The organism is Pseudomonas tehranensis, assembly GCF_014268615.1.
GTDB lineage: Bacteria > Pseudomonadota > Gammaproteobacteria > Pseudomonadales > Pseudomonadaceae > Aquipseudomonas > Aquipseudomonas tehranensis.
This window is the reverse complement of sequence record NZ_JABWQV010000018.1, coordinates 15763-42141: the sequence shown is the minus strand read 5'-3', so window position 1 is coordinate 42141 and position 26379 is coordinate 15763. Positions and strand designations below refer to the sequence as shown.

Here is a 26379-nt window from a genome sequence, read left to right as displayed (position 1 = left end):
GCCAACCCATGCCGGGTTGGGCATGTGGTTTTAGAGGGCTGAGGCATGTCGAGAGTCTGTCAAGTTACCGGTAAGGGTCCGGTGACTGGGAATAACATTTCCCACGCAAACAACAAAACCCGTCGTCGTTTCCTGCCGAACCTGCAGCATCACCGCTTCTGGGTTGAAGAAGAGAAACGTTTTGTGCGTCTGCGCGTATCTGCCAAGGGCATGCGTATCATCGACAAGCGTGGCATCAGTGTCGTGCTGGCCGAACTTCGTCGCGATGGCAAGGTTTAAGGGAGCTAATCATGCGTGAATTGATTCGTTTGATCTCGAGCGCCGGTACTGGTCACTTCTACACTACCGACAAGAACAAGCGTACTACCCCGGACAAAATCGAGATCAAGAAATATGATCCGGTTGTTCGCAAGCACGTGATCTACAAGGAAGGCAAAATCAAGTAATTGATTTTTCCCGACTTACGAAAAAGGCCTGTATCGCGAGATACGGGCCTTTTTTGTTGCCGGGTTTTTGTTGCCTGTCGGGGCCTCATCGCGAGCAGGCTCGCTCCCACATTGGAGCTGTGTAATGCCTGAGTTTCAGGCAAGCGCAATTCCCTGTGGGAGCGAGCCTGCTCGCGATGAGGTCAGATCTAACGATGCAAATCCTCAAGCCTTCTGTTCAAACACCACATAAATCTTGCGGCAAGGCTCCAGCACTTCCCAGGTGCCCTTGAACCCCGCCGGGATCACGAAGCGGTCGCCGGCCCGCAGGGTCTTGGCATTGCCATCATTGTCCCGCAGCACGGAAACACCCTGGACGATTTCGCAGTATTCATGCTCGGTGTAGTTGACCGTCCACTGGCCGACCGCGCCTTCCCATACGCCCGCGTTCATTTGCCCGCAGGGGCTGCTGTAGTGGTTGAACACCGTTTGTTCGGGATCACCCTTGAGCACCTTGGCTGCGTCCGGGCGATAGCGTTCGGCGGCGGTACTGGCCTGACTGAAATCGACGATGTCCTGGATGCTCATGCGGTAGTTCCCCGTTAATGACGGCGCGAATGGCTGGAAGAGCCAAAGTCTATGTTTATTAAAACGAACATCGCAAGGCCGTTTGCCAGCGTTGTGTCAAATATATTGAAACATTACTGGCCGCTGGTTTAGGGTGGCGGGTGCCCTAGGCCAAAAACAGTGCCGGAACAGGTTGGCCGGGCAGAATTCTTGGAGCGCTGCGCATCGCGTGGCGTTCGTACTCAATAAGAGGAGGACACACGCATGACCACCCTGACTCGTGCCGACTGGGAACAACGCGCCCGCGACTTGACCATTGAAGGCCGTGCCTTCATCAATGGCGAATACACCGAAGCGGTGTCCGGCGAAACCTTTGATTGCCTCAGCCCGGTGGATGGCCGTGTGCTGGGCAAGATTGCCAGTTGCGATGTCGCCGACGCCCAGCGCGCCGTCGAAAACGCCCGTGCCACCTTCAATTCCGGCGTCTGGTCGCGCCTGGCGCCGAGCAAGCGCAAAGCTACGATGATCCGTTTCGCCGGCCTGCTCAAGCAGAACGCCGAAGAACTGGCCCTGCTCGAAACCCTGGACATGGGCAAGCCGATCAGCGATTCCCTGAACATCGACGTTCCCGGTGCGGCTCAAGCGTTGAGCTGGAGCGGTGAAGCCATCGACAAGATCTACGATGAAGTGGCCGCTACCCCCCACGATCAGTTGGGCCTGGTGACCCGTGAGCCGGTGGGCGTCGTCGGCGCGATCGTGCCGTGGAACTTCCCACTGATGATGGCCTGCTGGAAGCTCGGCCCGGCGCTGTCCACCGGTAACTCGGTGGTGCTCAAACCGTCGGAAAAATCCCCGCTGACGGCCATCCGTATCGCGGCATTGGCCATTGAAGCTGGCATTCCGAAAGGCGTGCTCAACGTGCTGCCTGGCTACGGTCATACCGTCGGCAAGGCCCTGGCTCTGCACATGGACGTCGATACCTTGGTGTTCACCGGTTCTACCAAAATCGCCAAGCAATTGATGGTTTATTCCGGCGAGTCCAACATGAAGCGTGTCTGGCTGGAAGCCGGCGGTAAGAGCCCGAACATCGTGTTCGCCGATGCCCCGGACCTGCAAGCCGCCGCCGAGTCCGCCGCCAGCGCCATCGCCTTCAACCAGGGCGAAGTCTGCACCGCCGGCTCGCGACTGTTGGTGGAGCGTTCCATCAAGGACACCTTCCTGCCGTTGGTGATTGAAGCCCTCAAGGGCTGGAAACCTGGCAACCCCCTGGATCCGGCCACCAATGTCGGGGCCCTGGTGGATACCCAGCAGATGAACACCGTGCTGTCCTACATCGAGGCCGGTCACAGCGACGGCGCCAAGCTGGTGGCTGGCGGCAGGCGGATCCTCGAAGAAACCGGCGGTACCTATGTCGAACCGACGATTTTCGACGGCGTGAGCAACGCCATGAAAATCGCCCAGGAAGAGATTTTCGGTCCGGTGCTGTCGGTCATCGCTTTCGATACCGCCGAGGAGGCCATCCAGATCGCCAACGACACGCCGTACGGCCTGGCCGCGGCGGTATGGACCAAGGACATTTCCAAGGCTCACCTGACCGCCAAGGCCCTGCGTGCTGGCAGCGTATGGGTCAACCAGTATGACGGCGGCGACATGACCGCACCGTTCGGCGGCTTCAAGCAGTCGGGTAACGGCCGCGACAAGTCGCTGCACGCGTTCGACAAGTACACCGAGCTGAAGGCGACCTGGATCAAGCTGTAACCGCGTCAAACCTGTGGGAGCGGGCTTGCTCGCGAAAGCGGAGTTTCAGTCAACTTAGTTGTTGAATGCGAAACCGTCTTCGCGAGCAAGCCCGCTCCCACATTTGCTTTGCGCAGGGCTTGAAATGTAACCATCCACAGGAGTGTGGAAATGCGTTGGGCGACCTATTTCGCCGTGTTGGCATCTGTCCTGAGTGTCGGCTTGGCGCTGGGCGTGAGCATGCCGCTGGTGTCGCTGCGTCTGGAAGGCTGGGGTTATGGTTCGTTTGCCATCGGGGTGATGGCCGCCATGCCGGCCGTTGGGGTGCTGGTCGGGGCCAAGGTGTCGAGTCGGCTTGCGGCGCGGTTCGGCACGGCGGCGTTGATGCGCTTGTGCCTGTGGGGTGGGGCGGTGTCCATCGGGTTGCTGGCGCTGTTGCCCAGTTATCCGATCTGGTTGCTGCTGCGGTTGATGATCGGCGTCGTCCTGACCCTGGTGTTCATTCTGGGTGAAAGCTGGATCAACCAACTGGTGATCGAACAATGGCGCGGACGGTTGGTGGCGCTGTACGGCAGCAGCTACGCCCTGAGTCAGTTGTCTGGCCCGTTGCTGCTGGGCGCGCTGGGGACGGATCACGATTACGGCTTCTGGGTGGGGGTCGGTCTGTTGCTGGTCTCGCCATTGCTGTTGCTGGGACGCAGCGGCGCGCCCAGCAGTGAAGCCTGCAGCGTCACTTTCAAGGATCTATGGGCGTTTTGTCGGGGGTTGCCGGCCATCGCCTGGGCGGTGTCGTTGTTCGCGGCGTTCGAGGCAATGATCCTGACCTTGCTGCCGGTTTACTGTTTGCGTCAGGGCTTCAGCGCCGACATTGCGCTGGCGATGGTCAGTACGGTGGTGGTCGGTGATGCCTTGTTGCAGTTACCGATTGGTGCTCTGGCGGACCGCCTGTCACGCCGGTCGTTGTTCACGGGGTGCGCGGTGGCGCTGATGGTGTCGAGCCTGGCGGTTCCACTGCTGATCGATACGTTGTTGATCTGGCCACTGTGGGTGCTGTTTGGCGCCAGCGCGGGCGGGTTGTTCACGTTGTCACTGATCCTGATCGGCGAGCGTTATCGTGACGATGCATTGGTGCGGGCCAACGCCCATATTGCACAGTTGTGGGGGATCGGTTGCCTGATCGGTCCGTTGGCGGCGGGGGCGGGCAGTCAATGGATCAGCGGGCATGCACTGCCCTTGTTCATGGCAGCGGGCGCGTTCGGGCTGGTGATTCTGTTATTGCGCCAAGGGGCGTTCGGGGCCACCCAAACGGCCTGAGCACACCCTCACCACAAAAACGGGCTGCCTCTAAAGCATCTGTTCCAGGCCAATGGTCATGGCGAACCAGGCGTTGAACCGGCGCCACCAGCTGCCGGGCTCGCGGTCCAGGTCGTGCAGCTTGCCGTTGTCTTCGGTGGTCCATATCAGCTTCCCGTCCTTCAGGCGGGCCTGGTAACTCAGGGCCGGCGCCATGCCCTGCAAGGCCAGTTCGCGCACTTGGCCGGCGAGTTCGGGGCTGTCGACCAACACCCCCACTTCGGTGTTCCACAGCACTGAACGTGGATCGAAATTGAACGAGCCGATGAAGGATTTCTGTCGGTCAAAGATTATTGCTTTGCTATGCAGGCTGGAATCCGATTCGCCGTAGGACTTGCTGTAGAACAAATGGGGGCTGCTGCCACCCGTGTCCCCGGGCTGGCGACGCAATTCGTACAGCCGCACCCCATGTTGCAGCAAAGCCCTGCGATACGGCGCGTAACCGCCATGCACCGCCGGTACGTCGGTGGCTTCCAGGGAGTTGGTCAAAAGACTCACCGCCACCCCGGCATCGGCCCGGCTGGTCAGGTAGACCAGCCCTGGCTGGCCGGGCACGAAGTAGGCCGAAATCATGATCAGTTCTTCCCTGACCCCCGTCAGCTCCGGGCCCAATTGCGTGGTCAGCAGCAACTGCGGATCAGGCTCATCCTTGGCCAGTACTTTGCTGGGTGCATCCCACAGCGCCTGATTCCATGCCCAGATCAGCTGTCTGCGCCAGATGTCCAGGCGCGGTTGGGTCCGGTAGGAGGTCAACTGCTGGTAAAGCGCGTGATTTTCTTTGTGCGTCTGCTCCAGTGACTCTTGCAGGCGCAGCCGACTGTTGGCCAGATCCTTGGAGGTTGGCCGATGGGACAGGAATTGTTCGATGGGTTTGCTCAGGGCGCTGTTCCAGTATTGGTCGAAGCTGTGCCCCAATTGTTCGGCCACCGGCCCAACGCCCAGCAGGTCGATGTCGGTGAAGTTCAGGTTGGGTTCGGCGTCGAAATATTCATCCCCTAGATTGCGACCGCCGACGATGGCCATGCTGTTGTCCGCCAGCCAGAGTTTGTTGTGCATGCGCCGGTGTTGCAGTGAAAGATTGAGCAGTCGTCCCAGGCTGCGGGTTACCCCGGTGGCCCGCCCCAGATGGAGTGGGTTGAACAGGCGTATCTGGATCCGCGGATGAGCGGCGAGGGTCGCGATGATCTGGTCCTGGCCATCGCTGGTGGTGTCATCCAGCAGAATGCGCACACGCACGCCCCGATCGGCGGCCTTGAGCAATTCATCCACCAGCATGCGCGTGCTGATGCCGTCGTGAACGATGTAGTACTGCAAATCCAGGCTGCTTTGGGCGTTGCGGATCAATTCGGCCCGGGCGGAGAAGGCGTCGGTACTGTCAGAGAGCAGGCGGAAGCCCGAGCGCCCCTCGTGGGGAGCTGCCTGGGCCTGTACCGAGCGGCCGAACGAAGAGTCGGTTGCCGGGAGCGCCTGGGAGGGCTCGCGGGTGATATCAAAACTGGCGCAGCCGCCCAGCAGCGAGGCGATTAGCAAGAGCGCAGGCAGGATGGGTCTGGATCTCACGTAGGCTCGTTCCGCTTGTTTGCGTTGATCGGCTTGTGGGTGCTGCTTCCCTGAGTAAAGTTCAGACGGCGTCGAGTCGGGTTTCGTTCAACAACGCAATGGCCGCGGCACCAACCTTGCGTACGGCGTCCTCGATCTGTGCCGTTGGTTTGGCAGCGTAGTTCATGCGCAGGCAATTGCGGTACTTGCCCGAGGCAGAAAATATGCTGCCGACCGCGACCTGCACGCCTTGATCATGCAGGACCCGATTGAGCTTGAGTGTGTCGAAGCCTTCGGGTAGCTCGACCCAGAGCATGAAGCTGCCTCGCGGGCGGCTGGCGCGGGTACCCGCTGGAAAATAGCGGCTGACCCAGTCGATCATGACGTCGCGATTGCGTTGGTATTGGGTGCGCATCCGGCGCAAATGCGGTTCGAAATGTCCGCCTTTGAGGAACTCCGCAATGGCAATCTGCGGTTGCGGTGCGGTGGAGCCGGTGCTGATGTATTTCATGTGCAGCACCCGTTCCAGATACCGGCCTGGTGCGACCCAGCCAATCCGTAAGCCCGGTGCCAGTGTCTTGGAAAAAGAACTGCAGAGCAGGACGCGGCCATCGTCGTCGAAGGATTTGATCGTACGGGGCCGCGGATAGGTGTAGGCCAGTTCCCCATACACATCGTCCTCGATAATCGCCACGTCGAAGCGCTGCGCCAAGGTCAGCAACGCGCGTTTGTTGGCCTCGGGCATGATGTAGCCCAACGGGTTGTTACAACTGGGCGTCAACTGTATGGCCTTGATGGGCCACTGTTCCAGCGCCAGCTCCAGTGCCTCCAGACTGATGCCGGTGAGCGGGTCGGTGGGGATTTCCAGGGCCTTCATGCCCAGGCCCTTGAGGGTTTGCATGGCGCCGTGAAAGCTGGGTGAATCCACCGCGACGATATCGCCCTGTTCACAGGTAGCGCGGATGCTGACCGACAGCGCTTCGTGACAGCCGGTGGTGACGATCAGGTCGCCGGCTCCCAGTTTGCAACCAGAGTCCAGCGACAGGCGAGCGATCTGTTCGCGCAACGCGAGGTTGCCGTAGATGTTGTCGTAATACAGACCCGGCATGTCCTGCCGGCGGCTGATCTGCGCCAGGCTGCGCAGCAGCGGTTTCATGGTCGGCGAATGAATGTCCGGCATGCCGCGGCCCAGTTGCACCACATCCGCCCGTGGCACGGCGCGAATCAGTTCCAGCACCTGGTCCCATTGGGAAATATCCACCGGTCGCTGGGCTGGGCGACCCACTACCGGCAGGTCCGGCAATTCGCGGCTGGCCGGTACGAAATAGCCGGATTTGGGTTTTGGCATCGCCAGCCCGCTGTCCTCCAGCACGCGATAGGCCTGCTGCACCGTACTGAGGCTGACCCCGTGTTCTGTGCTCAAGGCGCGAACAGATGGCAGCCGGTCGCCGGGGCGGTAGAAGCCCTGTTCGATGCGGGTGCCGAGCAATTCGGCGAGGTTCACGTAAAGGGTCATGGCGCGCTCTCGATGAAGTGGACAACGGTAACCAATACAGTTGCGGCGGAAAAAGACAATTCAGTGTCGAAAAGCCGCAATCTGTATGCGTATAAAACACATTGTTTGAATCTGTATTGAATTAGGCCGTCCGCGCATCATGAAAGCTCTGGCTACCCAAGTAAACAGGAGCGATCAAAATGAACGGCTTGAGCGATGTGCGGCTGACGTTACACAGCCAGGAACTGGCGGCGGGGCAGGAAAAGGAGCTGCGCAATGCGATGTTGCCCAGTGCTCCGTCCGGTCTGAGCCGCTGGGCCCTGTTCTGGCGTCGCCTGCATACACGCAAGGCCTTGTTGGAGCTTACACCCGAACAGTTGCGTGATATCGGGCTGAGCCGGGAGCAGGCGCGGGCGGAGGCGCTCAAGCCGTTCTGGCGGCTTTGAAGCCATAGGAACCCGGTGGCGAGGGAGCTTGCTCCCGCTGGGCTGCGTAGCAGACCTAGATTTTGCGGTTGCTGCGCAACCGAGCGGGAGCAAGCTCCCTCGCCACGGATCCGGGACTAAACCAACTCTTTCAACCGATGCCACAGCATCCCCAACGCCAACAGTGGCGAGCGCAGATGCTTCCCGCCCGGGAAGGTCATGTGCGGCACCTGGGCGAACAGATCGAAACCACCACTCTGTTGCCCACTGATGGCTTCGGCCAACAGCTTGCCGGCCAGGTGCGTGGCATTCACCCCATGACCGGAATAGGCCTGGGCGTAGTAAACGTTGGGCTGATCCTTGAGTCGGCCGATCTGCGGCAAGCGATTGGCGCCGATGCCGATCATCCCGCCCCATTGATAGTCGATTTTCACCTGCGCCAGTTGCGGGAACACCTTGAGCATTTTTGGACGCATGTACGCGCCGATGTCTTGCGGGTCGCGACCGGAATAGTGGCAGGCTCCGCCGAACAGCAAGCGTCGATCCGCGGAAAGCCGGTAGTAATCCAGCGCCACCCGTTGATCGCAGACCGCCATGTTCTGCGGCAACAACGCCTGGGCCTGAGCCTCGCCCAAAGGTTCAGTGGCGATGATGTAGCTGCCGGCGGGCAGCACTTTGCCGCTGAGTTCCGGGTTGAGCCCATTGAGGTAGGCGTTGCAGCCCAGCACCAGGGTCTTGGCCCGGACCGCGCCCTGTTGGGTGTGCACCTTCACTTCCGGGCCGTAATCAATGCGCGTGACCGCCGATTGCTCGAACAGCCTGACCCCCAATTGCTGCGCGGCGCAGGATTCGCCCAGGGCCAGATTCAGCGGATGTAAATGGCCCGAGCCCATGTCGATCAGGCCGCCGACGTAGCGATCCGAACCCACCACACTGTGCATTTCGTGTGCTTGCAGCAGCCGGGTCTGATGGCGATATCCCAGGCGGCGCAGCTCTTCGGCGTCCTCAGCGAAACCTTCCAGGTCACCTGGCTTGTTGGCGAGGTCGCAATAACCCCAGGTGAGGTCGCAGTGGATCTGAAAGCGCTCGACCCGTTGACGGACGATTTCCACCGCCTCAAGACCCATCAGCTTCATCTGGCGTACGCCGTCGGCACCGATGACCGGGGCGAATTGATCAAGGCCGTGACCGACGCCGCGAATCAGTTGGCCGCCGTTGCGCCCGCTGGCTCCCCAGCCGATCTTGTGCGCTTCCAGCAGCACTACGCTCATGCCGCGCTCGGCCAGTTCGATCGCTGTGTTCAATCCCGAGAACCCGCCGCCGACCACGCAGACATCCGCCACCAGCTCGCCCTGCAGCAGCGGATGATCCGGTTGCGGCAGGCTGCTGGCGGCGTAGTAAGAGGCGGCGTGCGAATGGCTCGGGACAGGTTGCTGAACACGGGCGTTCATGTGCGTAATCCTGATTATTGTGTTTGAGAAATTTTACGGAGCATAAGCCGGGGATTCGTCCATGGGCAACATCGGTCGGTTGGCGCTGTCTGGGATAAGCCTTTTCGTGCAGAATCCTGCCTTGTCCCGTCTCGGTAGCCGCTTCGATGAGCTGCAACAGTCAAAAAATCCGCACGTTGCGCCAACAGATTCCCTCGTTCGAGTGCGTACCGGGCTGCCATGACTGCTGCGGGCCAGTGACCACCTCGCCGGAGGAAATGGCCCGCTTGCCGCGCAAGACCCGGGCCGAACAGGACGCGGCCATGGAAGCGCTCGACTGCGTGCACTTGGGACCCAATGGCTGCACTGTCTATGACGAGCGGCCGCTGATCTGCCGGTTGTTCGGCACCACCGCCACCCTGCCGTGCCCAAACGGGCGACGGCCAGTGGAGTTGATCCATCCCCGGGTCGAGAAGCAGATTCACGAATACATCGCCAGCACCCGGCAGGTGTTGGTGTAGCCTAGAACGCCCTTCAATCCGGAATCGGCAGGTTCAAGCTCTCCTTCACTTCTTCCATCACGATGTAGCTCTTGGATTCGCGCACGTGGGGCAGCTTGAGCAGGATGTCGCCCAACAGCTTGCGGTACGAAGCCATCTCGGAAATCCGCGCCTTCACCAGATAGTCAAAGTCGCCTGACACCAGATGGCATTCGAGCACGTGAGGCAATTTCAGCACTGCGCGCCGGAATTCTTCAAAGGTGTCGCCGGATTTGTAGTCGAGGCTGATTTCGACAAATACCAGCAGACTTCCCTTCAAATGCTGCGGATTGAGCCGGGCGTTGTAGCCCATGATGATTCCCTCGCGCTCCAGGCGACGAACCCGCTCGGTGCAAGGCGTGGTGGAGAGGCCGACCTTTTCCCCAAGCTCTGTAAAGGAAATCCGTCCATCCGCCTGGAGGATGCGCAGGATGTTGCGGTCGATCTTGTCCAGCTCACGTTTGGTCTGAGTGTTGGTCCGCACAGGTGATGCTCCTCCATGAAAAGGGTTTTTGCCGAGAATTCTCGCCAAATATAGGCATTTATATAGTGAAAAGCACTGGCTGATCTTTTCTAAACTGCGCACATTACGGTCTGTACAACAAAACGTCAGCGGTTATCCGCGATGAGGGCTTCAACATGCGCGTTCTGGTTTTAGGTAGCGGCGTCATCGGTACCGTCAGTGCTTACTACCTGGCCCGTGCCGGGTTTGAAGTCGTGGTGGTTGATCGTCAGCCGGCGCCAGCCATGGAAACCAGTTTTGCCAATGCCGGCCAGGTGTCGCCGGGTTATGCCTCGCCGTGGGCCGCGCCAGGTGTGCCACTCAAGGCCATCAAGTGGCTCCTGCAGCGCCATGCACCGCTGGCGATCAAAGCCACCGCCGACATCGACCAGTACTTGTGGATGGCGCAGATGCTGCGCAACTGCACCGCCAATCGTTATGCCGTCAACAAGGAGCGCATGGTGCGTCTGTCCGAGTACAGCCGCGACTGCCTCGACGAACTGCGCGCCGAAACCGGGATTGCCTACGAAGGCCGCAGTCTGGGGACCACTCAATTGTTCCGTACCCAGGCTCAGGTTGATGGTGCGGCCAAAGACATTGCCGTGCTGAAAGAGTCCGGTGTGCCCTTCGAAGTGCTGGACCGTGAAGGTATTGCCCGCGTCGAGCCGGCGTTGGCCAATGTCACTGACATCCTGGCCGGAGCCTTGCGTCTGCCCAATGACCAGACTGGCGACTGTCAGATGTTTACTACGCGTCTGGCGGAAATGGCCGTGAAGCTCGGGGTACAGTTCCGCTTTGGCCAGGATATCCAGCGCCTGGACTACGCCGGTGATCGCATCAACGGCGTCTGGATCGACGGCAAGCTGGAAACCGCCGACCGCTACGTCCTGGCCCTGGGCAGTTATTCGCCGCAATTGCTCAAGCCGCTGGGCATTCGTGCGCCGGTTTATCCGCTCAAGGGTTATTCCCTGACCGTGCCGATCACCAACCCGGCGATGGCCCCCACCTCGACCATTCTCGACGAAACCTACAAGGTCGCGATTACCCGGTTCGATAACCGCATCCGCGTGGGCGGCATGGCGGAAATCGCCGGTTTTGACCTGTCTCTCAACCCGCGTCGGCGTGAAACCCTGGAGATGATCGTCAACGACCTTTATCCTCAGGGCGGCGATCTGGCCCAGGCCAGTTTCTGGACCGGCCTGCGTCCGACCACCCCGGATGGCACGCCGATCGTGGGCGCCACCCCGTTCAAGAACCTGTTCCTGAACACCGGCCACGGCACCCTTGGTTGGACCATGGCCTGTGGTTCCGGGCGCTTGCTGGCGGACCTGATGGCGAAGAAAAAACCACAGATCAGCGCCGAAGGCCTCGATATTTCCCGTTATGGCAGTAAACACCAGGAGTCTGCAAAACATGTCAATCCAGCGCCAGCTCACCAATGACCGCATGAGTCAGGTCGTCCTGCACAACGGCACCGTTTACCTTGCCGGGCAGGTTGGCGACGACATGAGTGCCGGTATCGAGCAGCAGACCCGGGAAACCCTGGCCAATATCGAACGTTTGCTGGACCTGGCCGGGACCGACAAAAACCACCTGCTGTCGGTGACGATTTACTTGAAAGACATCGACGCCCATTTCGAAGGCATGAACGCGATCTGGGACAAATGGCTGCCCAACGGCGTCGCGCCAGCCCGGGCTACTGTGCAGGCCAAGCTGTGCGAACCGGAAATCCTGGTGGAGCTGTCCGTCGTGGCCGCGCTGCCCTAAACCCGGAAAACGATCCCTCTTGCGGTGCTGTTGGTGGTTCGTGCCGTCAGCCAGCGCCGTTTTTTTTACCGAGTCCGCCTAGAAGCCTGCCGCCATGCGTCCTGCCCGTGCCCTGATCGATCTTCAAGCCTTACGTCACAACTACCAATTGGCCCGCGAAGTGACGGGAGCCAAAGCCCTTGCGGTGATCAAGGCCGATGCCTATGGGCACGGCGCAGTGCGCTGCGCCGAGGCTTTACAGGACACGGCCGATGGGTTTGCCGTGGCTTGCATCGAAGAAGCGTTGGAACTGCGGGCCGGCGGGATTCGTGGTCCGGTCTTGCTGCTGGAAGGCTTCTTCGAGGCCGATGAACTGTCGCTGATCGTCGAACACGATTTCTGGTGTGTGGTGCATTCGTTGTGGCAGCTCGAAGCGATTGAAAACGCGACCCTGAACAAGCCGATTACGGTCTGGCTCAAGCTCGACTCGGGGATGCATCGGGTGGGGCTGCATCCGGCGGATTATCAGGCGGCCTATCGTCGACTGCTGGCCAGCGGCAAGGTGGCGAAGATTGTGTTGATGAGCCATTTCGCCCGTGCCGATGAGCTGCACGATCCCAGCAGCACCGAGCAACTGGCTGTGTTTGAGGCAGCCCGCCAGGGGCTGGCGGCGCAGATCAGTTTGCGCAACTCCCCAGCCGTGCTGGGCTGGCCGCAAATGCCCAGCGACTGGGTGCGGCCAGGCATCATGCTGTACGGCGCGACACCCTTCGAGGAGGCCAACGCCGTTGCCGCGCGGCTGCAGCCAGTCATGACACTGGAGTCCAAGATCATCAGCGTGCGTGAATTGCCCGCCGGTGAGCCGGTGGGGTATGGCGCCCGTTTTGTCACCGCGCAACCGACGCGGGTCGGCGTGGTTGCCATGGGGTACGCCGACGGTTACCCGCGCCAGGCGCCGAACGGTACGCCGGTGCTGGTGGATGGACAGCCAAGCCAATTGGTCGGGCGGGTGTCGATGGACATGCTGTGCGTGGATTTGACTGATATCCCCCAGGCCGGGCTCGGTTCGACCGTGGAACTGTGGGGCAAGACTATCCTGGCCAGCGATGTCGCGAAGGCGGCCGGCACGATTCCTTATCAGATTTTCTGCAACCTGCGCCGGGTGCCACGGCTCTATTGCGGGGGCTGACGCAAAGCGCAACCTACCGAAAGTCGCTTCACCGCACGGGATTGAGGTCAAAGTGTTGTAAATACTGAACGCTGTCGCCATGATAACGCTCACTTTCCACACAACCTGATTCCCTGGAGGCTCCAGCATTGGACGTCGGTGAACGACTGCAATCCATTCGTAAACTCAAAGGCCTTTCCCAGCGTGAACTCGCCAAGCGCGCGGGCGTCACCAACAGCACTATTTCGATGATCGAGAAAAACAGCGTCAGCCCCTCGATCAGCTCGCTGCGTAAGGTCCTTGGCGGGATTCCCATGTCCATGGTCGAGTTTTTCTCCGAAGAAATCCTTCAGGAGAAACCGACCCAGATCGTCTACAAAGCCAATGAACTGATCGACATTTCCGACGGTGCCGTCACCATGAAACTGGTGGGCAGGGCACACCCCAGCCGGGCGATTGCCTTTCTGAACGAGATCTACCCGCCTGGCGCCGATACCGGTGACGAGATGCTTACCCATGAGGGCGAAGAGACCGGGATTCTGGTGGAAGGGCGGCTGGAGTTGGTAGTCGGCGCCGAAACATTCGTACTCGAAGCGGGCGATAGCTACTATTTCGAGAGCACCAAGCCACACCGCTTTCGTAATCCGTTCGATGCGCCGGCGCGACTGATCAGCGCAGCCACACCGGCCAACTTCTAGGAAAAGAGGCGCCGTGCCTGCACGGCAAAGGCGCCCGAAGGATGAGCTGTCATGACAAACAAGACCCTTGCGACTTTGGGGTTGTTTCAGTGTGACGGCCTTCCCGCTATACTTGCGCCCGCCTGCAAACCGTGGCCGCAGGCGTGACTAGCCACCATTGAGGGTGTACGCGTGAACCTAATTATGAAAATGCTGGCTGCACCAGCAACCGTATTGGCCCTATGGGCGGTCAGCGCCCAAGCGGCGACCAACGACGAAATCGCCAAGCGCCTGGAACCGGTCGGCCAGGTCTGCGTTCAGGGGCAGGAATGCAAAGGCATGGAAGTCGTGGCTTCGGCTGGCGGCGGCGGTGCCAAGACGCCGAAAGACGTTATTGCAAAACACTGTAATGCTTGCCACGGTACCGGCCTGCTGAATGCTCCGAAGATCGGCGACGCGGCAGCTTGGGGTGAACGAGCCAAGAAAGAAGGTGGCCTTGATGGGCTGCTCGCCAAAGCGATTTCCGGTATCAATGCCATGCCCCCTAAAGGCACGTGCGCCGATTGTTCGGATGATGAGCTCAAAGGTGCCATCAAAGAGATGTCGGGTCTGTAAACACCAGCATCTTCAACAAAAAAGCCGCTTGCGAGCGGTTTTTTTGTGCCCGGTGGTTTTACAAAGCTGTTCATCGCAACCAAGACCCGGCAAGCTCGGTCCAACCCACATTCATGGAATGTCCCGGAGGGTCGGATGGTGCAGTTGTGTTCAATCGAACAGGCGGTGGATGACGTACTCGCGCGCCTGCCAGCGCACATTCATCTGGGGATGCCCCTGGGGTTGGGCAAACCCAATCTGTTCGCCAATGCGCTGTACCGGCGTATCGCGCAACTGCCAGAGCGCCAACTGACCATCTACACGGCCCTGAGCCTGGGCCGACCCAATCTGGGCGATGGGTTGCAGAAGCGCTTTCTCGAACCTTTTATCGAGCGGGTTTTTGGTGATTATCCGGAACTGGATTACCTGGCCGATCTGCACCGCGACAGCCTGCCGGCCAACATCCATGTCCAGCAATTCTTCCTGCAACCGGGCAGCCTGCTGCATAGTGCGTCGGCCCAGCAGGATTACGTCAGCAGCAACTACAGCCACGCCGCGCGGGACATCAATGCCGCCGGCTTGAACCTGGTTGCGCAATTGGTGGCCAGTGATCCGCAGCATCCTGACCGCCTGAGCCTGAGTTGCAACCCGGACATTACCCTCGACCTGTTGCCGATGATCGCCAAGCGGCGTGCGGCGGGGGAGACCATCCTCATGGTGGGCCAGGTTCACAGTGATCTGCCTTACATGCCCGGTGATGCGGAAGTCGGCATCGACACGTTCGATCTGTTGATCGATGAAAAGGACAGCCACACGCTGTTTTCCACGCCGAACATGCCGGTGGGCTTTCAGGACCATATGATCGGCTTGCACGCCAGTGCCCTGGTGCGTGACGGCGGTACGTTGCAGATAGGCATCGGCTCCATGGGCGATGCGTTGACGGCGGCGCTGCTGGCGCGTCAAGCCGACAATGCCGCTTACCAGGCGTTGCTGGCGGAACTGAATCTCAGCCAGTGGGCGCAGTTGATCGAGCGTGAGGGCGGGGTCGAACCCTTTGCCACAGGGTTGTACGGTTGCAGCGAAATGTTCGTCAACGGCTTGCTGGTGCTGGCGGAGGCCGGAATTATCCGGCGCAGGGTCTATCCCGACGAGCCGACCCAGGAACGGGCCAACGCCGGCACCCTCGACGAGGCGGCGCAACCCGACGGCGTTTGCATCCATGGCGGATTCTTCCTCGGTCCTCGCAGTTTTTACGAACGCTTGCGCGAGTTGCCCCAGAGTCGGCGCCTCGAATTCAACATGACCCGCATCAGTTACATCAACGAGCTGTTTGGCCAGGAACGACTCAAGCGCCTGCAGCGACTCGACGCACGCTTCATCAACACGGTTTTCACCATGACCTTGCTGGGCGCCGGGGTGGCGGACCAACTGGAAGACGGTCGGGTACTCAGCGGCGTGGGCGGGCAGTACAACTTCGTTGCCCAGGGCCATGCGCTGGAGGGCGGGCGTTCCATTCTGCTTCTGCGCAGTTGGCGCGAGGCGGGGGGCGAGATCAGTTCGAACATCGTCTGGGAATACGGCCATTGCACCATTCCCCGGCACCTGCGAGACATCGTGGTGACTGAATACGGTATCGCTGACCTGCGGGGCAAGACTGATGCTGCGGTGATCGAGGCGCTGCTGAACATCAGCGACTCACGTTTCCAGTCGGAGCTGATCGAGCAGGCGCAAAATGCCGGTAAGTTGCCGAAGGATTTCCGCCTTGATCCGCGGTTCACCGACAACACCTCGGAACGCTTGCAGGCCATCCAGGCGCGGCATCCGAATTTGTTTCCGGAGTATCCGTTAGGTTGCGATTTTGACGCAGTGGAACGCGACCTGCTGCGTGCGCTGAACTGGCTCAAGAGCAAGTTCAAACTCACCGAGATGCTGGAGTTGGGCAAGGCCGCGCTGGACGCGCCGCCGCCGTCGGAGTTTCCCGAGCATTTGGAGCGGATGCAGTTGGCGAGCCCCGAAGGGCTGAAAGAAGAGCTGGGCCAGCGTTTGTTGCTCGCTGGTCTCAAGATCACCGCTATCCAATGACCGCCGCAGATCCCTTGTGGGAGCGGGCTTGCTCGCGAAAGCGGTGGTGCTATTTGACGACGTAGATCTTGCGTACGTAGACGTGACTCGTCCAGGCGCACGGCGCATTCTGCGGTACGAACACCGTGTCGCCGGTATTGACCGTCAGGTCGGTGCCGTCGGCTGTCTGCAGGGTGACGCTGCCTTCAATCAGGTGCATCAACTCATGCAGTTTGTGGGGCCTGGCTTGGCGAGTGTAAGGCGTTGAGTCCCAAACGCCGATGCGCAGGTTGGTGGCTTCTTCGACAAACAGACTGTGCGAGCGACATTGCGGTGGCGGGCTGAGCAGTATGGCTTCATCGGGAGCCGCCGAAGGCGAGAGCAACGTGTGGGCCGGGAGTGCTGTCAGCCCGGGCTCGCTGGCATTCACGCGCTGGGTATCGGCACAGAAGGTCCATAAAGACTCAGCTTGCGCGTCGATCTCAAGCGCCGTACCACGGGCGATCACCGCGCTTTCACCGGCGCTGAGGCGCAGCGTTTGTGCCTGGCTGCGCAGTTCAACGCCTCCGGCATGCACCACGATCATTTCGCTGAAGGGATACTGGTCGCTGCTGACCCGACCGCTGGCCCGGACGATACCAGCGGCGATGCCATCCGCCCCGGCATAAGCGATGAGCCTGTCGAATGGATCATTGGCCCCCAATGAGCCTGGGGTGAACGAGGTTGAGGCGGGGCTGCCGTCGGCATGGGCCAACAGCACTGCAGTGGGTTCGAGCATGAACAGGATTCTCCAAAATAAGCGATGGGATTTGTCAGCCAACGGCCTGGGTCACCAGCACAAACTGCCGCACCGCGCCGCTCGCTTGCGGTGGCGTGCCGCGAGCCATTTGGGCGACGGTGTCGACTTGCTTGAGGCCCGCGTCTTCGAGCCAGGGGCCCAGCCCCGTGTTGGAGGGAATGTCGATCCGAACGAATGCATCCGGCACCCGTGCCAGCAACACAGCGATCAGGTGCCGGGCCTGTTCAGGGTTCTGCGCGATGACCGGACCGATGCAACGGCCACGTCCGAAGGGGCGCAGCAGGGCGAAAGCGCACAACTGGCCGTCCCGCTCAATACCCACTGCATGCTCAACGACATCGAACAGATCGGTGAGCACGACCCCACGGTCCAGGCCACTTCCGGCATTGGCCAGTGTGATCACTTCGGCGTGATCGGCGTCGGTCAGCGGGCGGCAGCGTTCGTTGGCGGCCAATGTCTGCGGTGCAGGCGGTAAAGCCAGGCCCTGATGTTGCTGGATATGCCCAAAGTCCACGAATCCCTGACTGGCATACAGCGGGGCGCCGGCCAGCGTCGCATTGAGGATGGCAGTACGCGAGCCGCACGCTTCGATGGCCAGCTCCATCAGTTTGCGACCGATCCCCTGGCCCTGATACTCGTTATCGACGATCACCAGGCCGATGGTGGCGTAGCGTCCCTGGGCACAGGTGAATGCAGTGCCGATCAGGCGGCCCTGATCCTCAACGACAAAACCTTGGGCCACGCGCTGCAGCATCGCCCAGTCCTCCAGGCGATGGGGCCATTTCAGTTGCACGGATAAGGCGTGTGCCGAGGGGACATCGGTAGCGGTCATGGCACGATAGACGTAGTCAGGGCGTTTCGAATTGGACATGGCAGATCACCATTGAGAGAGGGGGTAATCAGTCGGATTTATCCGCGGATAATGTTTGTATCTCACCTGCAAGCAAGCCTGACAAGGGGCGCAAAACGATTCGGCAGGTTCCTTCTACAACGACGCTTGCGGCCACATTTCTTGCTCAAATCAGCGGCCGGGCCGGCAGTAAATACCGGATGGTTTTTTGCCCGATGCACCTTGTCATGCACGGGTCAGTAGCTGCGCTGACGGTCCACCAGACCCCGCATCGATTCGCCCCGTTGATGCCGGCGAATATTGTCCAACAACACGCCGAACGCACTCTCGGGTTGAGTCATCGCTGCGATATGGGGGGTCAGCATTATTTGCCGATGGTTCCAGAACGGATGATCCGGCGCGGCCGGTTCCTGTTCCAGCACGTCGAGCACCGCCGCGCTCAGCTGGCCGCTGGCAAGGGCTTCAAGTAAATGCGCTTCTACCAGATGCCCACCCCGACCCATGTTGACCAGGGCCGCGCCGTGGGGCAGATGCTGGAACAGCTGGCGGTTGAGAATTCCCTTGGTCTGCTCGGTCAGTGGCAGGACACACAGCACAATGTCGCATTGGCTGAGGAAGGCCGGCAGTTGCCCGGTTCCGGCAAAGCACTGTACTCCATCAATGTGATGTTCACTGCGCGCCCAGCCTGATAAGGCGAAACCAAAGGGCTTCAAGGTGTTGAGTATGTGACGGGCCTGCAACCCCAGGCCCATGACCCCGACCCGGCGCTGCTGCGCGGGCACCAGCCGGTGTGCGTGCCAGCACCGCTCGGCCTGTTGCTGGCGATAGCGCAACATGTCCCGGTGCAAGCTGAGCACGGCGAAACTGGCGTATTCACACATACCCTGGCTGATACCCGGGTCGAGCAAGCGCACCACCGGTAGCGTTGGCGGCAAGCGGCCCAGATCCAGTTGATCGCCCCCTGCCGACAAGGCGAACAGCACTTGCAGGTTGGGCAACAACGTTTCGATATCGTCCGGTGCCTGCCAGGCTGCCAGGTAACGAATATCCCGCGGATCGCCGATGTCCGGCCAGGCACGCCATTGGATATCCGGTGCGTGTTCGGCGAACAGGCGCTTCCATTGTTCACCGCGCACCGGGTCGGCTTTGTAGAGCAGGGCCATGAGGTCATTTCTCGCATGAAATAAGGAAGTAACAAGCATGCCTTAATGGCAAAGCAGGATCTGTCGAAAGGCCCCCCCTGGGAACATCAGGCTGCGTTGTATGGCGCGCAAGTCAGCAGATTCCATGGGGTACGAGGCCCTTGGAGGATTCTGCTGTTTGCCGGGGTGTAAACAGTCGATCCGAATTTCTCAACGACCAAGTTCGGCTTAGACAATCGTGTCGAACGCTTAACCTGTGAACACACCGCAGCCGCTTCCTGGTTGCGAGGCTCACGATGGGAAATGCCATGAACAGTAAAGTCGAAGAAACCCCAAGTCTGCTCCGTCAGCGTGATCAATTCGTGCCACGTGGCCTGGTCACTGCCCATCCGCTGGTGATCGACCGGGCCCAGGGCACGGAGTTGTGGGACGTGGACGGCAAGCGCTACCTGGACTTCGTCGGCGGCATCGGGGTCCTGAACATCGGCCACAATCACCCCAAGGTAGTCGCGGCGGTGCAAGCCCAACTGCAGAAAGTGACTCATGCCTGTTTCCAGGTCGTGGCCTACCAACCTTATCTGGACCTGGCCAAGCGCCTGTGCGAAATGATCGGGGGTGAGCAAGCCTATAAGGCGGCGTTCTTTACCTCAGGCGCCGAAGCGGTAGAAAACGCGGTGAAGATCGCCCGAGCCTACACCCAGCGCTCGGCGGTGATCGCCTTTCGCGGCGGCTTCCATGGCCGGACGTTGTTGGGTACCACGCTCACCGGCATGAGCCAGCCTTATAAACAGAATTTCGGACCGTTCGCACCGGAGGTGTTTCACACGCCCTATCCGAATGCCTACCGGGGTGTCACCAGCGAAATGGCGCTCCAGGCGCTGGACGAACTGTTGGCCACTCAAGTGGCGCCTGAGCGGGTCGCAGCGATCATCCTTGAGCCGGTGCAAGGCGACGGCGGTTTCCTCTCGGCGCCCGCCGAGTTCCTCCAGGGCCTGCGCGCGCTGACGGAAAAACATGGCATTGTGCTGATTCTCGATGAAATCCAGACCGGGTTTGGTCGCACCGGTAAATGGTTCGGCTTCCAGCATGCCGGCATCCAGCCAGACCTGGTCACGGTCGCCAAAAGCCTGGCCGGCGGCTTGCCGCTGTCGGGTGTGGTCGGCAAGGCCGAAATCATGGATGCGCCACTGCCTGGTGGACTGGGCGGCACCTATGGCGGTAACGCGCTGTCGTGCGCGGCGGCGCTGGCGGTGATCGACGCCTACGAGCAGGAACACCTGTTGGCCCGTGGCGAAGCCCTGGGCGAGCGGCTGCGTCAGGGGTTGTTGCGCCTCCAAGCCCGTTACCCGCGCATTGGCGACGTGCGTGGTAGCGGCTTCATGCTGGCGATCGAACTGATCAAGGATGACGTTGCACGCTCCCCGGATGCCGACCTCAACCAACGCTTGATCGACGAAGCCCGGGCCGGTGGATTGCTGGTTATCAAGTGCGGGGTGTACCGCAACGTATTGCGCTTCCTTGCCCCGCTGGTGACCAGCGAGGCGCAGGTCGATGAAGCCTTGCAGATTCTCGACGCTGCGCTGGCACGGGTCATGGGCTGAAGGCCTGGTGTTCATGGCGTTTGCCAGGGCAAGCGCCCATGCAAATCAAAGGAGCGTGGATCGATGGGACATCAGCGGAGGCTTTACCCATGAGGTTGACTGAGTATCGGGCATTGTTGATCGACTGCGATGAGGTCCTGGTGGATCGGGACTCCGCCATCTGGACGGCGCTGCAGCCGCTGCTGGAACACCACGGTGAGTCGCCAGAAAAAACCCAGGTGCTGGCCGAGTTCGACGAGGTGCTGCAAGCGCTGTATCCGCGCTTCGGCGAGTTGGGTTTCAGCGGTTTGCTGTGTTTCGCCCACCGTCAGTTGGCCGAGCGCTGGAAACTCAAGGTCAGTTGGGAGGAGGGCATGAGCTTCGCCCGCTCGGCCGCCGCCTGGACGTTGTTCGAGGATGCGCCGGGGGCGATGCTCTATCTACGCAAGTTCTATCGCCTGCTGGTGCTGGGCGACCGCGATGCAGAAGACCGGGGCGCGTTATGCGAGCGCCTGGGCATCGAGCCGGAGGATTTTATTTCACTGGCCAGTGACCCCTTGCACGATCCCGCTTGGCTCAAGGCCAACGACCTCGATGCGCAGGCTATTCTTCAAGTAACCCGTCCGGGCGCCCGCCCAGCCAAGGTCGGGGCGGTTTGCCTGATTTGTCGCAACCCCGACAACCCACCCAAGCCATGCGCAGGCCAGCATTGCATCAACAGCATGGCCGACCTGGTGGCTCAGCATCAGCTGTCTTTACGGTGCTGATTTTGTTAGAAGATTGTCTTACAAATGGCAGGCAGAGGTAGGCGATGGAAGGTGTAGCGAAACTGGACCGGATCGACATCAGCATTCTGGTAGAGCTTCAAAAAGACGGCCGCATGACCAACGTCAGCCTGGCCGATGCCGTGGGGCTTTCCGCCAGCCCATGCCTGCAACGGGTCAAACGGCTGGAATCGTTGGGGTACATCTCCAGCTACAAGGCCCACTTGAACCTGGCCAAGATTACCGATTCGGTGACGGTCTTCACCGAAATCACCTTGAGCGACCATAAGCGCGAGGACTTCGCCAAATTCGAATCCAACATCCGCCTGGTGGATGAAGTGCTCGAATGTCACCTGATCAGCGGCGGCTACGACTATCTCGTGCGCTTCATGACCCGCAGCATCCAGGATTACCAGGATGTGATGGAAAGCCTGCTGGACAAGAACATCGGCATCTCCAAATACTTCAGCTACATCGTCATCAAATCGCCCGTGCGCAAGGACGAGATTCCGTTGCGCAAGCTGCTGCGGCATTGATTGATTGAAACGTTTTACGCTGATTCAGCGCCGTCATCACTGGCGTGAATCAGCGAAGCCACCTGCTGCCCCAGGTCGGTCAAGCTGAAAGGCTTGGTCAGGATGCGGGTCGTTGCATCCACCGAAACCAGGCTTTTGCCTTCGGCGAACCCGGTGATGAACATCACTTTGAGCGAGGGATATCGGGTCTTCATTGCAGCCGCCAGAGCGACACCGTTCATGGTTCCGGGCAGGCCGATGTCCGTGAGCAGCAGATCGAGATGCGCCGTTTTCTCGGCCTGTTTCAGGGCAGAGGCACTGTCCAGGGCCTCGATGACACGATAGCCGGCTTCGGTCAGGAACTCCGAAACCATCTGGCGAATAGCCGCTTCGTCGTCGACCAGCAGAATCGTTTCGTTGGCACCTGGTTGCAGTCGCGCAGCCTCCGGCTCAGCGTCCTCCGGCCGAGCGGGGGACTGGCTGACCACCGGGAAATACATCGTCACGGTCGTTCCCACCCCGACGCTGCTCTGAATCTTCACCTGCCCGCCGGATTGCTGGGCAAACCCGTAAATCATCGACAGGCCCAGACCGGAACCTTCGCCAATGCGCTTGGTGGTGAAAAACGGATCGAACACGCGCGGCAGGATGTCGGCGCTGATCCCGGTGCCTGAGTCCGCGACCGATATCGCCACATACAGGCCGGCGGGCAGCATCTTTTCGCTGCAAGATTGCGCGTCGATAGCGCAACGTTGTACGTCCAGCTTCAAGGTCCCGCCACCGGGCATCGCATCCCGAGCGTTGATCGCCAGGTTGAGCAGCGCGTTCTCCAGCCCATTCGGGTCGCATTTGATCGGGTCGTGCCCCCTGAAAGAACATTCGACATGAATGCTCGGCCCCACGGAACGCCGGATGATTTCTTCGAGGCCGGCCACCACCTCCCGAGGTTCGAGCACTTCCGGTTGCAACGATTGCTGCCGGGAAAATGCCAGCAGGCGCTGGGTCAAGGCGGCTGCACGGGTTGCCGAAGTCAGGGCGACAGAGTTGTACCGGGACAGCTCGTCATAACGTTGATTGTCGATGTGCCGTTGCATCAACTCCAGGCTGCCGGTGATGCCGGCCAGAAGGTTGTTGAAGTCGTGGGCGATGCCCCCGGTCAGTTGGCCGACAGCTTCCATTTTCTGGCTTTGGCGTAGTTTGGACTCGGCCAGCGCGCGCTCTTGTTGTTCGGCTTCAAGCTGCCTTGTTCGGACAGCGATGCGTTCTTCGAGCAGCTCGTTCCAGTCCCTCAGCGCCGCCTCCAGTTGCACCCGCTCGTGAATGTCTTCGACGGTGCCATACCACTGTTCGCAACGGCCTTCAGGGTCCAGGCTGCAAAATGCACGGATTCTGAACCATCGATATTCTCCCGTGGACTTGCGCAACTGGATATGCGCGTCGAAGGGTTGCAAACTGGCCAGCGACTGTTTCCATAGCTTGGCAAATGATAGCCGGTCATCGGGATGCACTGCGTTTAACCACTGGCGTCCCAATGTCTGCGCCGGCGACCTTGCGGTGTATTCATACCAGCGTTGATCCAGTGACGTCACCGCGCCATGGCTGTCGGCCGTCCAGGGCCAGAGCGGAGTGAGCTGCGCCGCGATTCGGTAGTGCCTTTCGCTTTCACGCAATTTTTCTTCGGTCAGGCGCATGGCTTGCATGGTTTGCGAGCGCCTCAATGCGGCACCGAGGAGGTTGCTGTAACCGCGCAGAAAATCGATATCGCTCTGGCTAAACTGCCTGGGGCTGCGACTGTCGACTTCGAATATGCCGAATGGCCGTGTTTCGCTGGCTCCGTATACCAGTACATTGACGAACGCCTGAACGCCGTTGCGCTTCTGAAAGTCGTGATAGTGAAAGCGTGTTTCTGTTGAGGCATCCGTGGAAATGACGGCGTTGCCGGTGTCCAGGGAATAGCGTTCCGGGGTTCCTGCCAGGGCCTGCACCCGTACTTTTCCCACCACGCCGGGTGCCCACCCCACACCGTTACGCACGAGGAAAGTGACACCGTCGTCTTCCAGCAACATGAACTTCGCCAGATGGGTTTCCAGCGCCTCACCCACCAGGCGACACGCCTCATCCAGAATGTGCTCCAGGTCGTCTGAAACCAGGGCCAGCTCGCCGAACTCGGCAAGTACCTTGCGTTGACGTAATAAAGTGTCTTCGATTGCCATATGGGTCACCCTGAGTACGTCTTGAATATCCGAGGGTGGGAGGACGGCTAGGTTCACATGAATTGATGAGCGTGCCCGCCACAGAGCGTTGACGAACGCAAAAGCCCTTCCTGAGAAGGGCTTTGCAAGGTGGATGCAGTATCTGTGAGGCTCCCTGAACAACGGAGCGGGCAGTGCATGTTCCGGTTCTATTCCTGAAGGAACGTCAGCAGATCCTGGTTCAGCCGGTCCTTGTGCGTATCGGTCAGGCCATGCGGCGCGCCGGGGTAGACGATCAGGCGTGCACCCTTGATCAGCGCCGCCGACGCCCTGCCTGAAGCATCGATAGGCACGATCTGATCGTCATCGCCATGGATCACCAGCGTCGGCACATCGAACTTCTTCAAGTCGCCACGGAAGTCGGTCGCCGAGAAGGCCGCGATCGACTCATAGGTGTTCTTGCTGCCCGCCTGCATGCCCTGGACCCAGAACGACTGGATCAGCCCTTGGGACGGCTTGGCACCCTCGCGGTTGAAGCCGAAGAAGGGGCCGGAAGCGATGTCCAGGTAAAGCTGCGAGCGGTTCTCCAGGGATGCCTTGCGCAGCCCGTCGAACACCTCGATGGGCAGGCCGCCGGGGTTGGTCGGGGTCTTGAGCATCAGCGGTGGGACGGAGGAGACCAGCACGGCCTTCTTCACCCGGCCGGTACCATGGCGACCGATATAGCGAGCCACTTCGCCGCCACCGGTGGAGAACCCCACCAAAGTCACCTCTTTCAGATCCAGCGCTTCAATCACCGCCGCCAGATCGTCGGCGTAGTGATCCATGTCGTTGCCCTCCCATGGCTGGCTGGAGCGTCCGTGGCCGCGACGGTCGTGGGCAACAACGCGGTAGCCTTTGGCGGCGAGGAACATCATCTGCGCTTCCCAGCTGTCTGCGTTCAGCGGCCAGCCGTGGCTGAAGGTGACCACCTGACCATCGCGGGGGCCCCAGTCCTTGTAGTACAGCTGCACGCCGTCCCGGGTGGTGATGTAACTGGCGGACTGGATCACGCTGCCGACGGCGGACGCGCTAGCGCCGGCCTGGGTGGGCGATGCAGCCTCGGCGCTGAGGGTAGCCAGTGCCAGTGTCGCGATGGCCAGGGTGCGATTGAGTGTGTTCATCGTTTCTCTCTCCATAAGGGGCGGACTGTGATCTGCTGCGATCGTCATCGATCGCGTTGGTGGGCAGATTAGAGAGAGAGGCCGATGACGAGAACGGCGATGGTATCGATAGCAACTATGGGAATAACAGATACCTGAAACCCGCCAGTTTGACTCGTGCAGCTCAATCATTGTGGCGATCAGCCGAAGAAGCGGGTGGTCTCGGAAATTCTGGAACCAAGAGATTGCCAAAGGCAGGAGTGTGGATTGCATCAGCCGTCAGCCACGGGTTTGCGTCTATGCTTGTTCTGTGAGTTTCCACCTCGGCCTTGCGCGAACACCGAACGGCTTATCAGGAGAACACGTGAGAATTTCGACACCGGCTGCGGCGCTGCTTTGTCTATTGCTCGGCACAGGGGTCAAGGCCGGAGAGTACCAGGTCGTTACCGAAGAATGGGCCCCGTACAACTATCAGGAGAACAACCAGCTCACAGGTATGACCACGGAGATCGTGCGGGCCATCATGGCGTTGACCGGGGATGACTTTGAGGTGCATCTGCAGCCCAGCATGCGCGCCACCCAGGTACTGAGGACCCGCAGCAAGACCATCATGTTCTCGTTGTTCCGCACGGCGGAGCGCGAGCCGTTATACAAGTGGGTCGGGCCGATCGTGGAGGAGTCCATTTACGCCTATCAACTGGCCAATGCGCCGCCGGTGAACTCCCTGGAACAACTGCTGCACGCCCCGCAGATCACCACCCGTCATGCCGGCCTGGTGCCCCAGATGCTGCAGTCGCTGGGTTTCAATAACGTGGACAAAAGTGCAACCGAGAGCAAGTTGCTCTACCGCATGCTGCTCGCCGGGCGCACCGGCATCATCGTCGGCGACACCGATGCCGGAGTGGCTTACTACAGCCGCCAGTTGAACATCGCACCGGGCACGCTGCGCAAAATTCCCATCGAGCTCTATCGCTCGTCGCTGTACATCGCGTTCAGCCTCGATTCTGAGGACGAGGTGGTGACTGCGTGGGCCAAGGCTTTGGAGCAGTTGCGCCGTTCGGGCGAGGTGGAACGGATTCAGCGGCGGTATGAGGGGGTTGTTGGGCAGTGAAAGCGGGTGGGTGGTCAGGTAATAGC

At 60.4% G+C, this 26379-nt stretch carries 26 protein-coding genes; 16 read left to right on the top strand and 10 right to left on the bottom strand.

Annotated elements, in window-relative coordinates:
- Positions 1 to 45: 45 nt before the first annotated feature.
- Positions 46 to 279 (top strand): 50S ribosomal protein L28, encoded by a 234-nt coding sequence (gene rpmB / locus HU811_RS06215; RefSeq protein WP_003177273.1) that lies wholly within the window; start codon positions 46 to 48, stop codon positions 277 to 279.
- Positions 280 to 290: 11 nt separating this feature from the next.
- On the top strand, positions 291 to 446 hold the full coding sequence (gene rpmG, locus HU811_RS06210; RefSeq protein WP_003177274.1) for a 50S ribosomal protein L33: 156 nt from the start codon (positions 291 to 293) through the stop codon (positions 444 to 446).
- Positions 447 to 650: 204 nt separating this feature from the next.
- On the opposite strand, the gene HU811_RS06205 is transcribed toward rpmG, so the two are convergent.
- Positions 651 to 1013 carry a cupin domain-containing protein gene (locus tag HU811_RS06205; protein ID WP_186654693.1) on the bottom strand — a complete coding sequence of 121 codons (363 nt, stop codon included), beginning with the start codon at positions 1011 to 1013 and terminating at the stop codon, positions 651 to 653.
- Between the two features lie 243 nt (positions 1014 to 1256).
- Between HU811_RS06205 and HU811_RS06200 the strand changes: the two genes are divergently transcribed.
- Both HU811_RS06200 and HU811_RS06195 read left to right on the top strand, forming a co-directional pair.
- Positions 1257 to 2750, top strand: a complete 1494-nt coding sequence (locus HU811_RS06200) for an aldehyde dehydrogenase (protein ID WP_186654691.1) — start codon at positions 1257 to 1259, stop codon at positions 2748 to 2750.
- Between the two features lie 150 nt (positions 2751 to 2900).
- The gene (locus tag HU811_RS06195) at positions 2901 to 4043 is read left to right on the top strand and encodes an MFS transporter (protein ID WP_186654690.1); all 1143 of its coding nucleotides are present in this window, start codon (positions 2901 to 2903) and stop codon (positions 4041 to 4043) included.
- A 30-nt stretch (positions 4044 to 4073) separates the two neighbouring features.
- Here the strand turns inward: HU811_RS06195 and HU811_RS06190 are convergent, their stop codons facing one another.
- Positions 4074 to 5642, bottom strand: a complete 1569-nt coding sequence (locus HU811_RS06190) for a phospholipase D family protein (RefSeq protein WP_092395018.1) — start codon at positions 5640 to 5642, stop codon at positions 4074 to 4076.
- 61 nt (positions 5643 to 5703) lie between these two features.
- The gene (locus tag HU811_RS06185; protein ID WP_186654688.1) at positions 5704 to 7137 is read right to left on the bottom strand and encodes an aminotransferase-like domain-containing protein; all 1434 of its coding nucleotides are present in this window, start codon (positions 7135 to 7137) and stop codon (positions 5704 to 5706) included.
- A gap of 179 nt (positions 7138 to 7316) precedes the next feature.
- On the opposite strand from HU811_RS06185, the gene HU811_RS06180 reads away from it, so the two are divergent.
- Positions 7317 to 7562 (top strand): DUF1127 domain-containing protein, encoded by a 246-nt coding sequence (locus tag HU811_RS06180; RefSeq protein ID WP_092395024.1) that lies wholly within the window; start codon positions 7317 to 7319, stop codon positions 7560 to 7562.
- Between the two features lie 116 nt (positions 7563 to 7678).
- Here the strand turns inward: HU811_RS06180 and HU811_RS06175 are convergent, their stop codons facing one another.
- Positions 7679 to 8992: an NAD(P)/FAD-dependent oxidoreductase gene (locus HU811_RS06175; protein ID WP_186654686.1), complete on the bottom strand. Its 1314-nt coding sequence runs from the start codon at positions 8990 to 8992 to the stop codon at positions 7679 to 7681.
- 146 nt (positions 8993 to 9138) lie between these two features.
- On the opposite strand from HU811_RS06175, the gene HU811_RS06170 reads away from it, so the two are divergent.
- Entirely contained in the window at positions 9139 to 9492 is a 354-nt protein-coding gene (locus tag HU811_RS06170; RefSeq protein ID WP_186654684.1) for a YkgJ family cysteine cluster protein, read from the top strand.
- Between the two features lie 13 nt (positions 9493 to 9505).
- Here HU811_RS06170 and HU811_RS06165 read toward each other — a convergent pair whose 3' ends face one another.
- On the bottom strand, positions 9506 to 9994 hold the full coding sequence (locus HU811_RS06165) for an Lrp/AsnC ligand binding domain-containing protein (RefSeq protein ID WP_003206849.1): 489 nt from the start codon (positions 9992 to 9994) through the stop codon (positions 9506 to 9508).
- 155 nt (positions 9995 to 10149) lie between these two features.
- Here HU811_RS06165 and dadA point away from each other — a divergent pair, with 155 nt between their 5' ends.
- From dadA to HU811_RS06135, 6 genes are all read left to right on the top strand, one after another.
- On the top strand, positions 10150 to 11454 hold the full coding sequence (gene dadA, locus HU811_RS06160; protein ID WP_092452915.1) for a D-amino acid dehydrogenase: 1305 nt from the start codon (positions 10150 to 10152) through the stop codon (positions 11452 to 11454).
- Positions 11426 to 11779, top strand: coding sequence for a RidA family protein (locus tag HU811_RS06155; protein WP_092395033.1), 354 nt, complete (start codon positions 11426 to 11428; stop codon positions 11777 to 11779). Before dadA ends, HU811_RS06155 begins: the two co-directional genes overlap by 29 nt.
- Positions 11780 to 11873: 94 nt before the next feature.
- Positions 11874 to 12947, top strand: coding sequence for an alanine racemase (gene alr, locus HU811_RS06150; RefSeq protein WP_186654681.1), 1074 nt, complete (start codon positions 11874 to 11876; stop codon positions 12945 to 12947).
- A gap of 128 nt (positions 12948 to 13075) precedes the next feature.
- Positions 13076 to 13624: a cupin domain-containing protein gene (locus tag HU811_RS06145; protein WP_047226150.1), complete on the top strand. Its 549-nt coding sequence runs from the start codon at positions 13076 to 13078 to the stop codon at positions 13622 to 13624.
- 183 nt (positions 13625 to 13807) lie between these two features.
- Positions 13808 to 14218: a c-type cytochrome gene (locus HU811_RS06140; protein WP_343469071.1), complete on the top strand. Its 411-nt coding sequence runs from the start codon at positions 13808 to 13810 to the stop codon at positions 14216 to 14218.
- A 135-nt stretch (positions 14219 to 14353) separates the two neighbouring features.
- Complete coding sequence (locus tag HU811_RS06135) at positions 14354 to 16279, top strand: acetyl-CoA hydrolase/transferase C-terminal domain-containing protein (RefSeq protein WP_186654679.1); 1926 nt, start codon at positions 14354 to 14356, stop codon at positions 16277 to 16279.
- Between the two features lie 49 nt (positions 16280 to 16328).
- Here HU811_RS06135 and HU811_RS06130 read toward each other — a convergent pair whose 3' ends face one another.
- The 3 genes from HU811_RS06130 to HU811_RS06120 all read right to left on the bottom strand — a co-directional run bounded on the left by HU811_RS06130 (position 16329) and on the right by HU811_RS06120 (position 19070).
- Entirely contained in the window at positions 16329 to 17036 is a 708-nt protein-coding gene (locus HU811_RS06130) for a cupin domain-containing protein (RefSeq protein ID WP_186654677.1), read from the bottom strand.
- A 34-nt stretch (positions 17037 to 17070) separates the two neighbouring features.
- Positions 17071 to 17928: a GNAT family N-acetyltransferase gene (locus HU811_RS06125; RefSeq protein WP_186654675.1), complete on the bottom strand. Its 858-nt coding sequence runs from the start codon at positions 17926 to 17928 to the stop codon at positions 17071 to 17073.
- 215 nt (positions 17929 to 18143) lie between these two features.
- Positions 18144 to 19070, bottom strand: a complete 927-nt coding sequence (locus HU811_RS06120; RefSeq protein WP_186654673.1) for a 2-hydroxyacid dehydrogenase — start codon at positions 19068 to 19070, stop codon at positions 18144 to 18146.
- A 287-nt stretch (positions 19071 to 19357) separates the two neighbouring features.
- Between HU811_RS06120 and gabT the strand changes: the two genes are divergently transcribed.
- The 3 genes from gabT to HU811_RS06105 all read left to right on the top strand — a co-directional run bounded on the left by gabT (position 19358) and on the right by HU811_RS06105 (position 21929).
- Complete coding sequence (gabT, locus tag HU811_RS06115) at positions 19358 to 20650, top strand: 4-aminobutyrate--2-oxoglutarate transaminase (RefSeq protein ID WP_186654671.1); 1293 nt, start codon at positions 19358 to 19360, stop codon at positions 20648 to 20650.
- A gap of 89 nt (positions 20651 to 20739) precedes the next feature.
- On the top strand, positions 20740 to 21396 hold the full coding sequence (locus tag HU811_RS06110; protein WP_092399065.1) for an HAD family hydrolase: 657 nt from the start codon (positions 20740 to 20742) through the stop codon (positions 21394 to 21396).
- Positions 21397 to 21440: 44 nt separating this feature from the next.
- Positions 21441 to 21929 carry an Lrp/AsnC family transcriptional regulator gene (locus HU811_RS06105; RefSeq protein ID WP_076385388.1) on the top strand — a complete coding sequence of 163 codons (489 nt, stop codon included), beginning with the start codon at positions 21441 to 21443 and terminating at the stop codon, positions 21927 to 21929.
- Positions 21930 to 21943: 14 nt separating this feature from the next.
- On the opposite strand, the gene HU811_RS06100 is transcribed toward HU811_RS06105, so the two are convergent.
- Together HU811_RS06100 and HU811_RS06095 are read right to left on the bottom strand one after the other, a co-directional pair.
- Positions 21944 to 24121: an ATP-binding protein gene (locus HU811_RS06100; protein WP_186654668.1), complete on the bottom strand. Its 2178-nt coding sequence runs from the start codon at positions 24119 to 24121 to the stop codon at positions 21944 to 21946.
- A 188-nt stretch (positions 24122 to 24309) separates the two neighbouring features.
- Positions 24310 to 25263, bottom strand: a complete 954-nt coding sequence (locus tag HU811_RS06095; RefSeq protein ID WP_186654667.1) for an alpha/beta fold hydrolase — start codon at positions 25261 to 25263, stop codon at positions 24310 to 24312.
- A 343-nt stretch (positions 25264 to 25606) separates the two neighbouring features.
- Here HU811_RS06095 and HU811_RS06090 point away from each other — a divergent pair, with 343 nt between their 5' ends.
- Positions 25607 to 26353 carry a substrate-binding periplasmic protein gene (locus HU811_RS06090; RefSeq protein ID WP_186654666.1) on the top strand — a complete coding sequence of 249 codons (747 nt, stop codon included), beginning with the start codon at positions 25607 to 25609 and terminating at the stop codon, positions 26351 to 26353.
- Positions 26354 to 26379 lie beyond the last annotated feature (26 nt).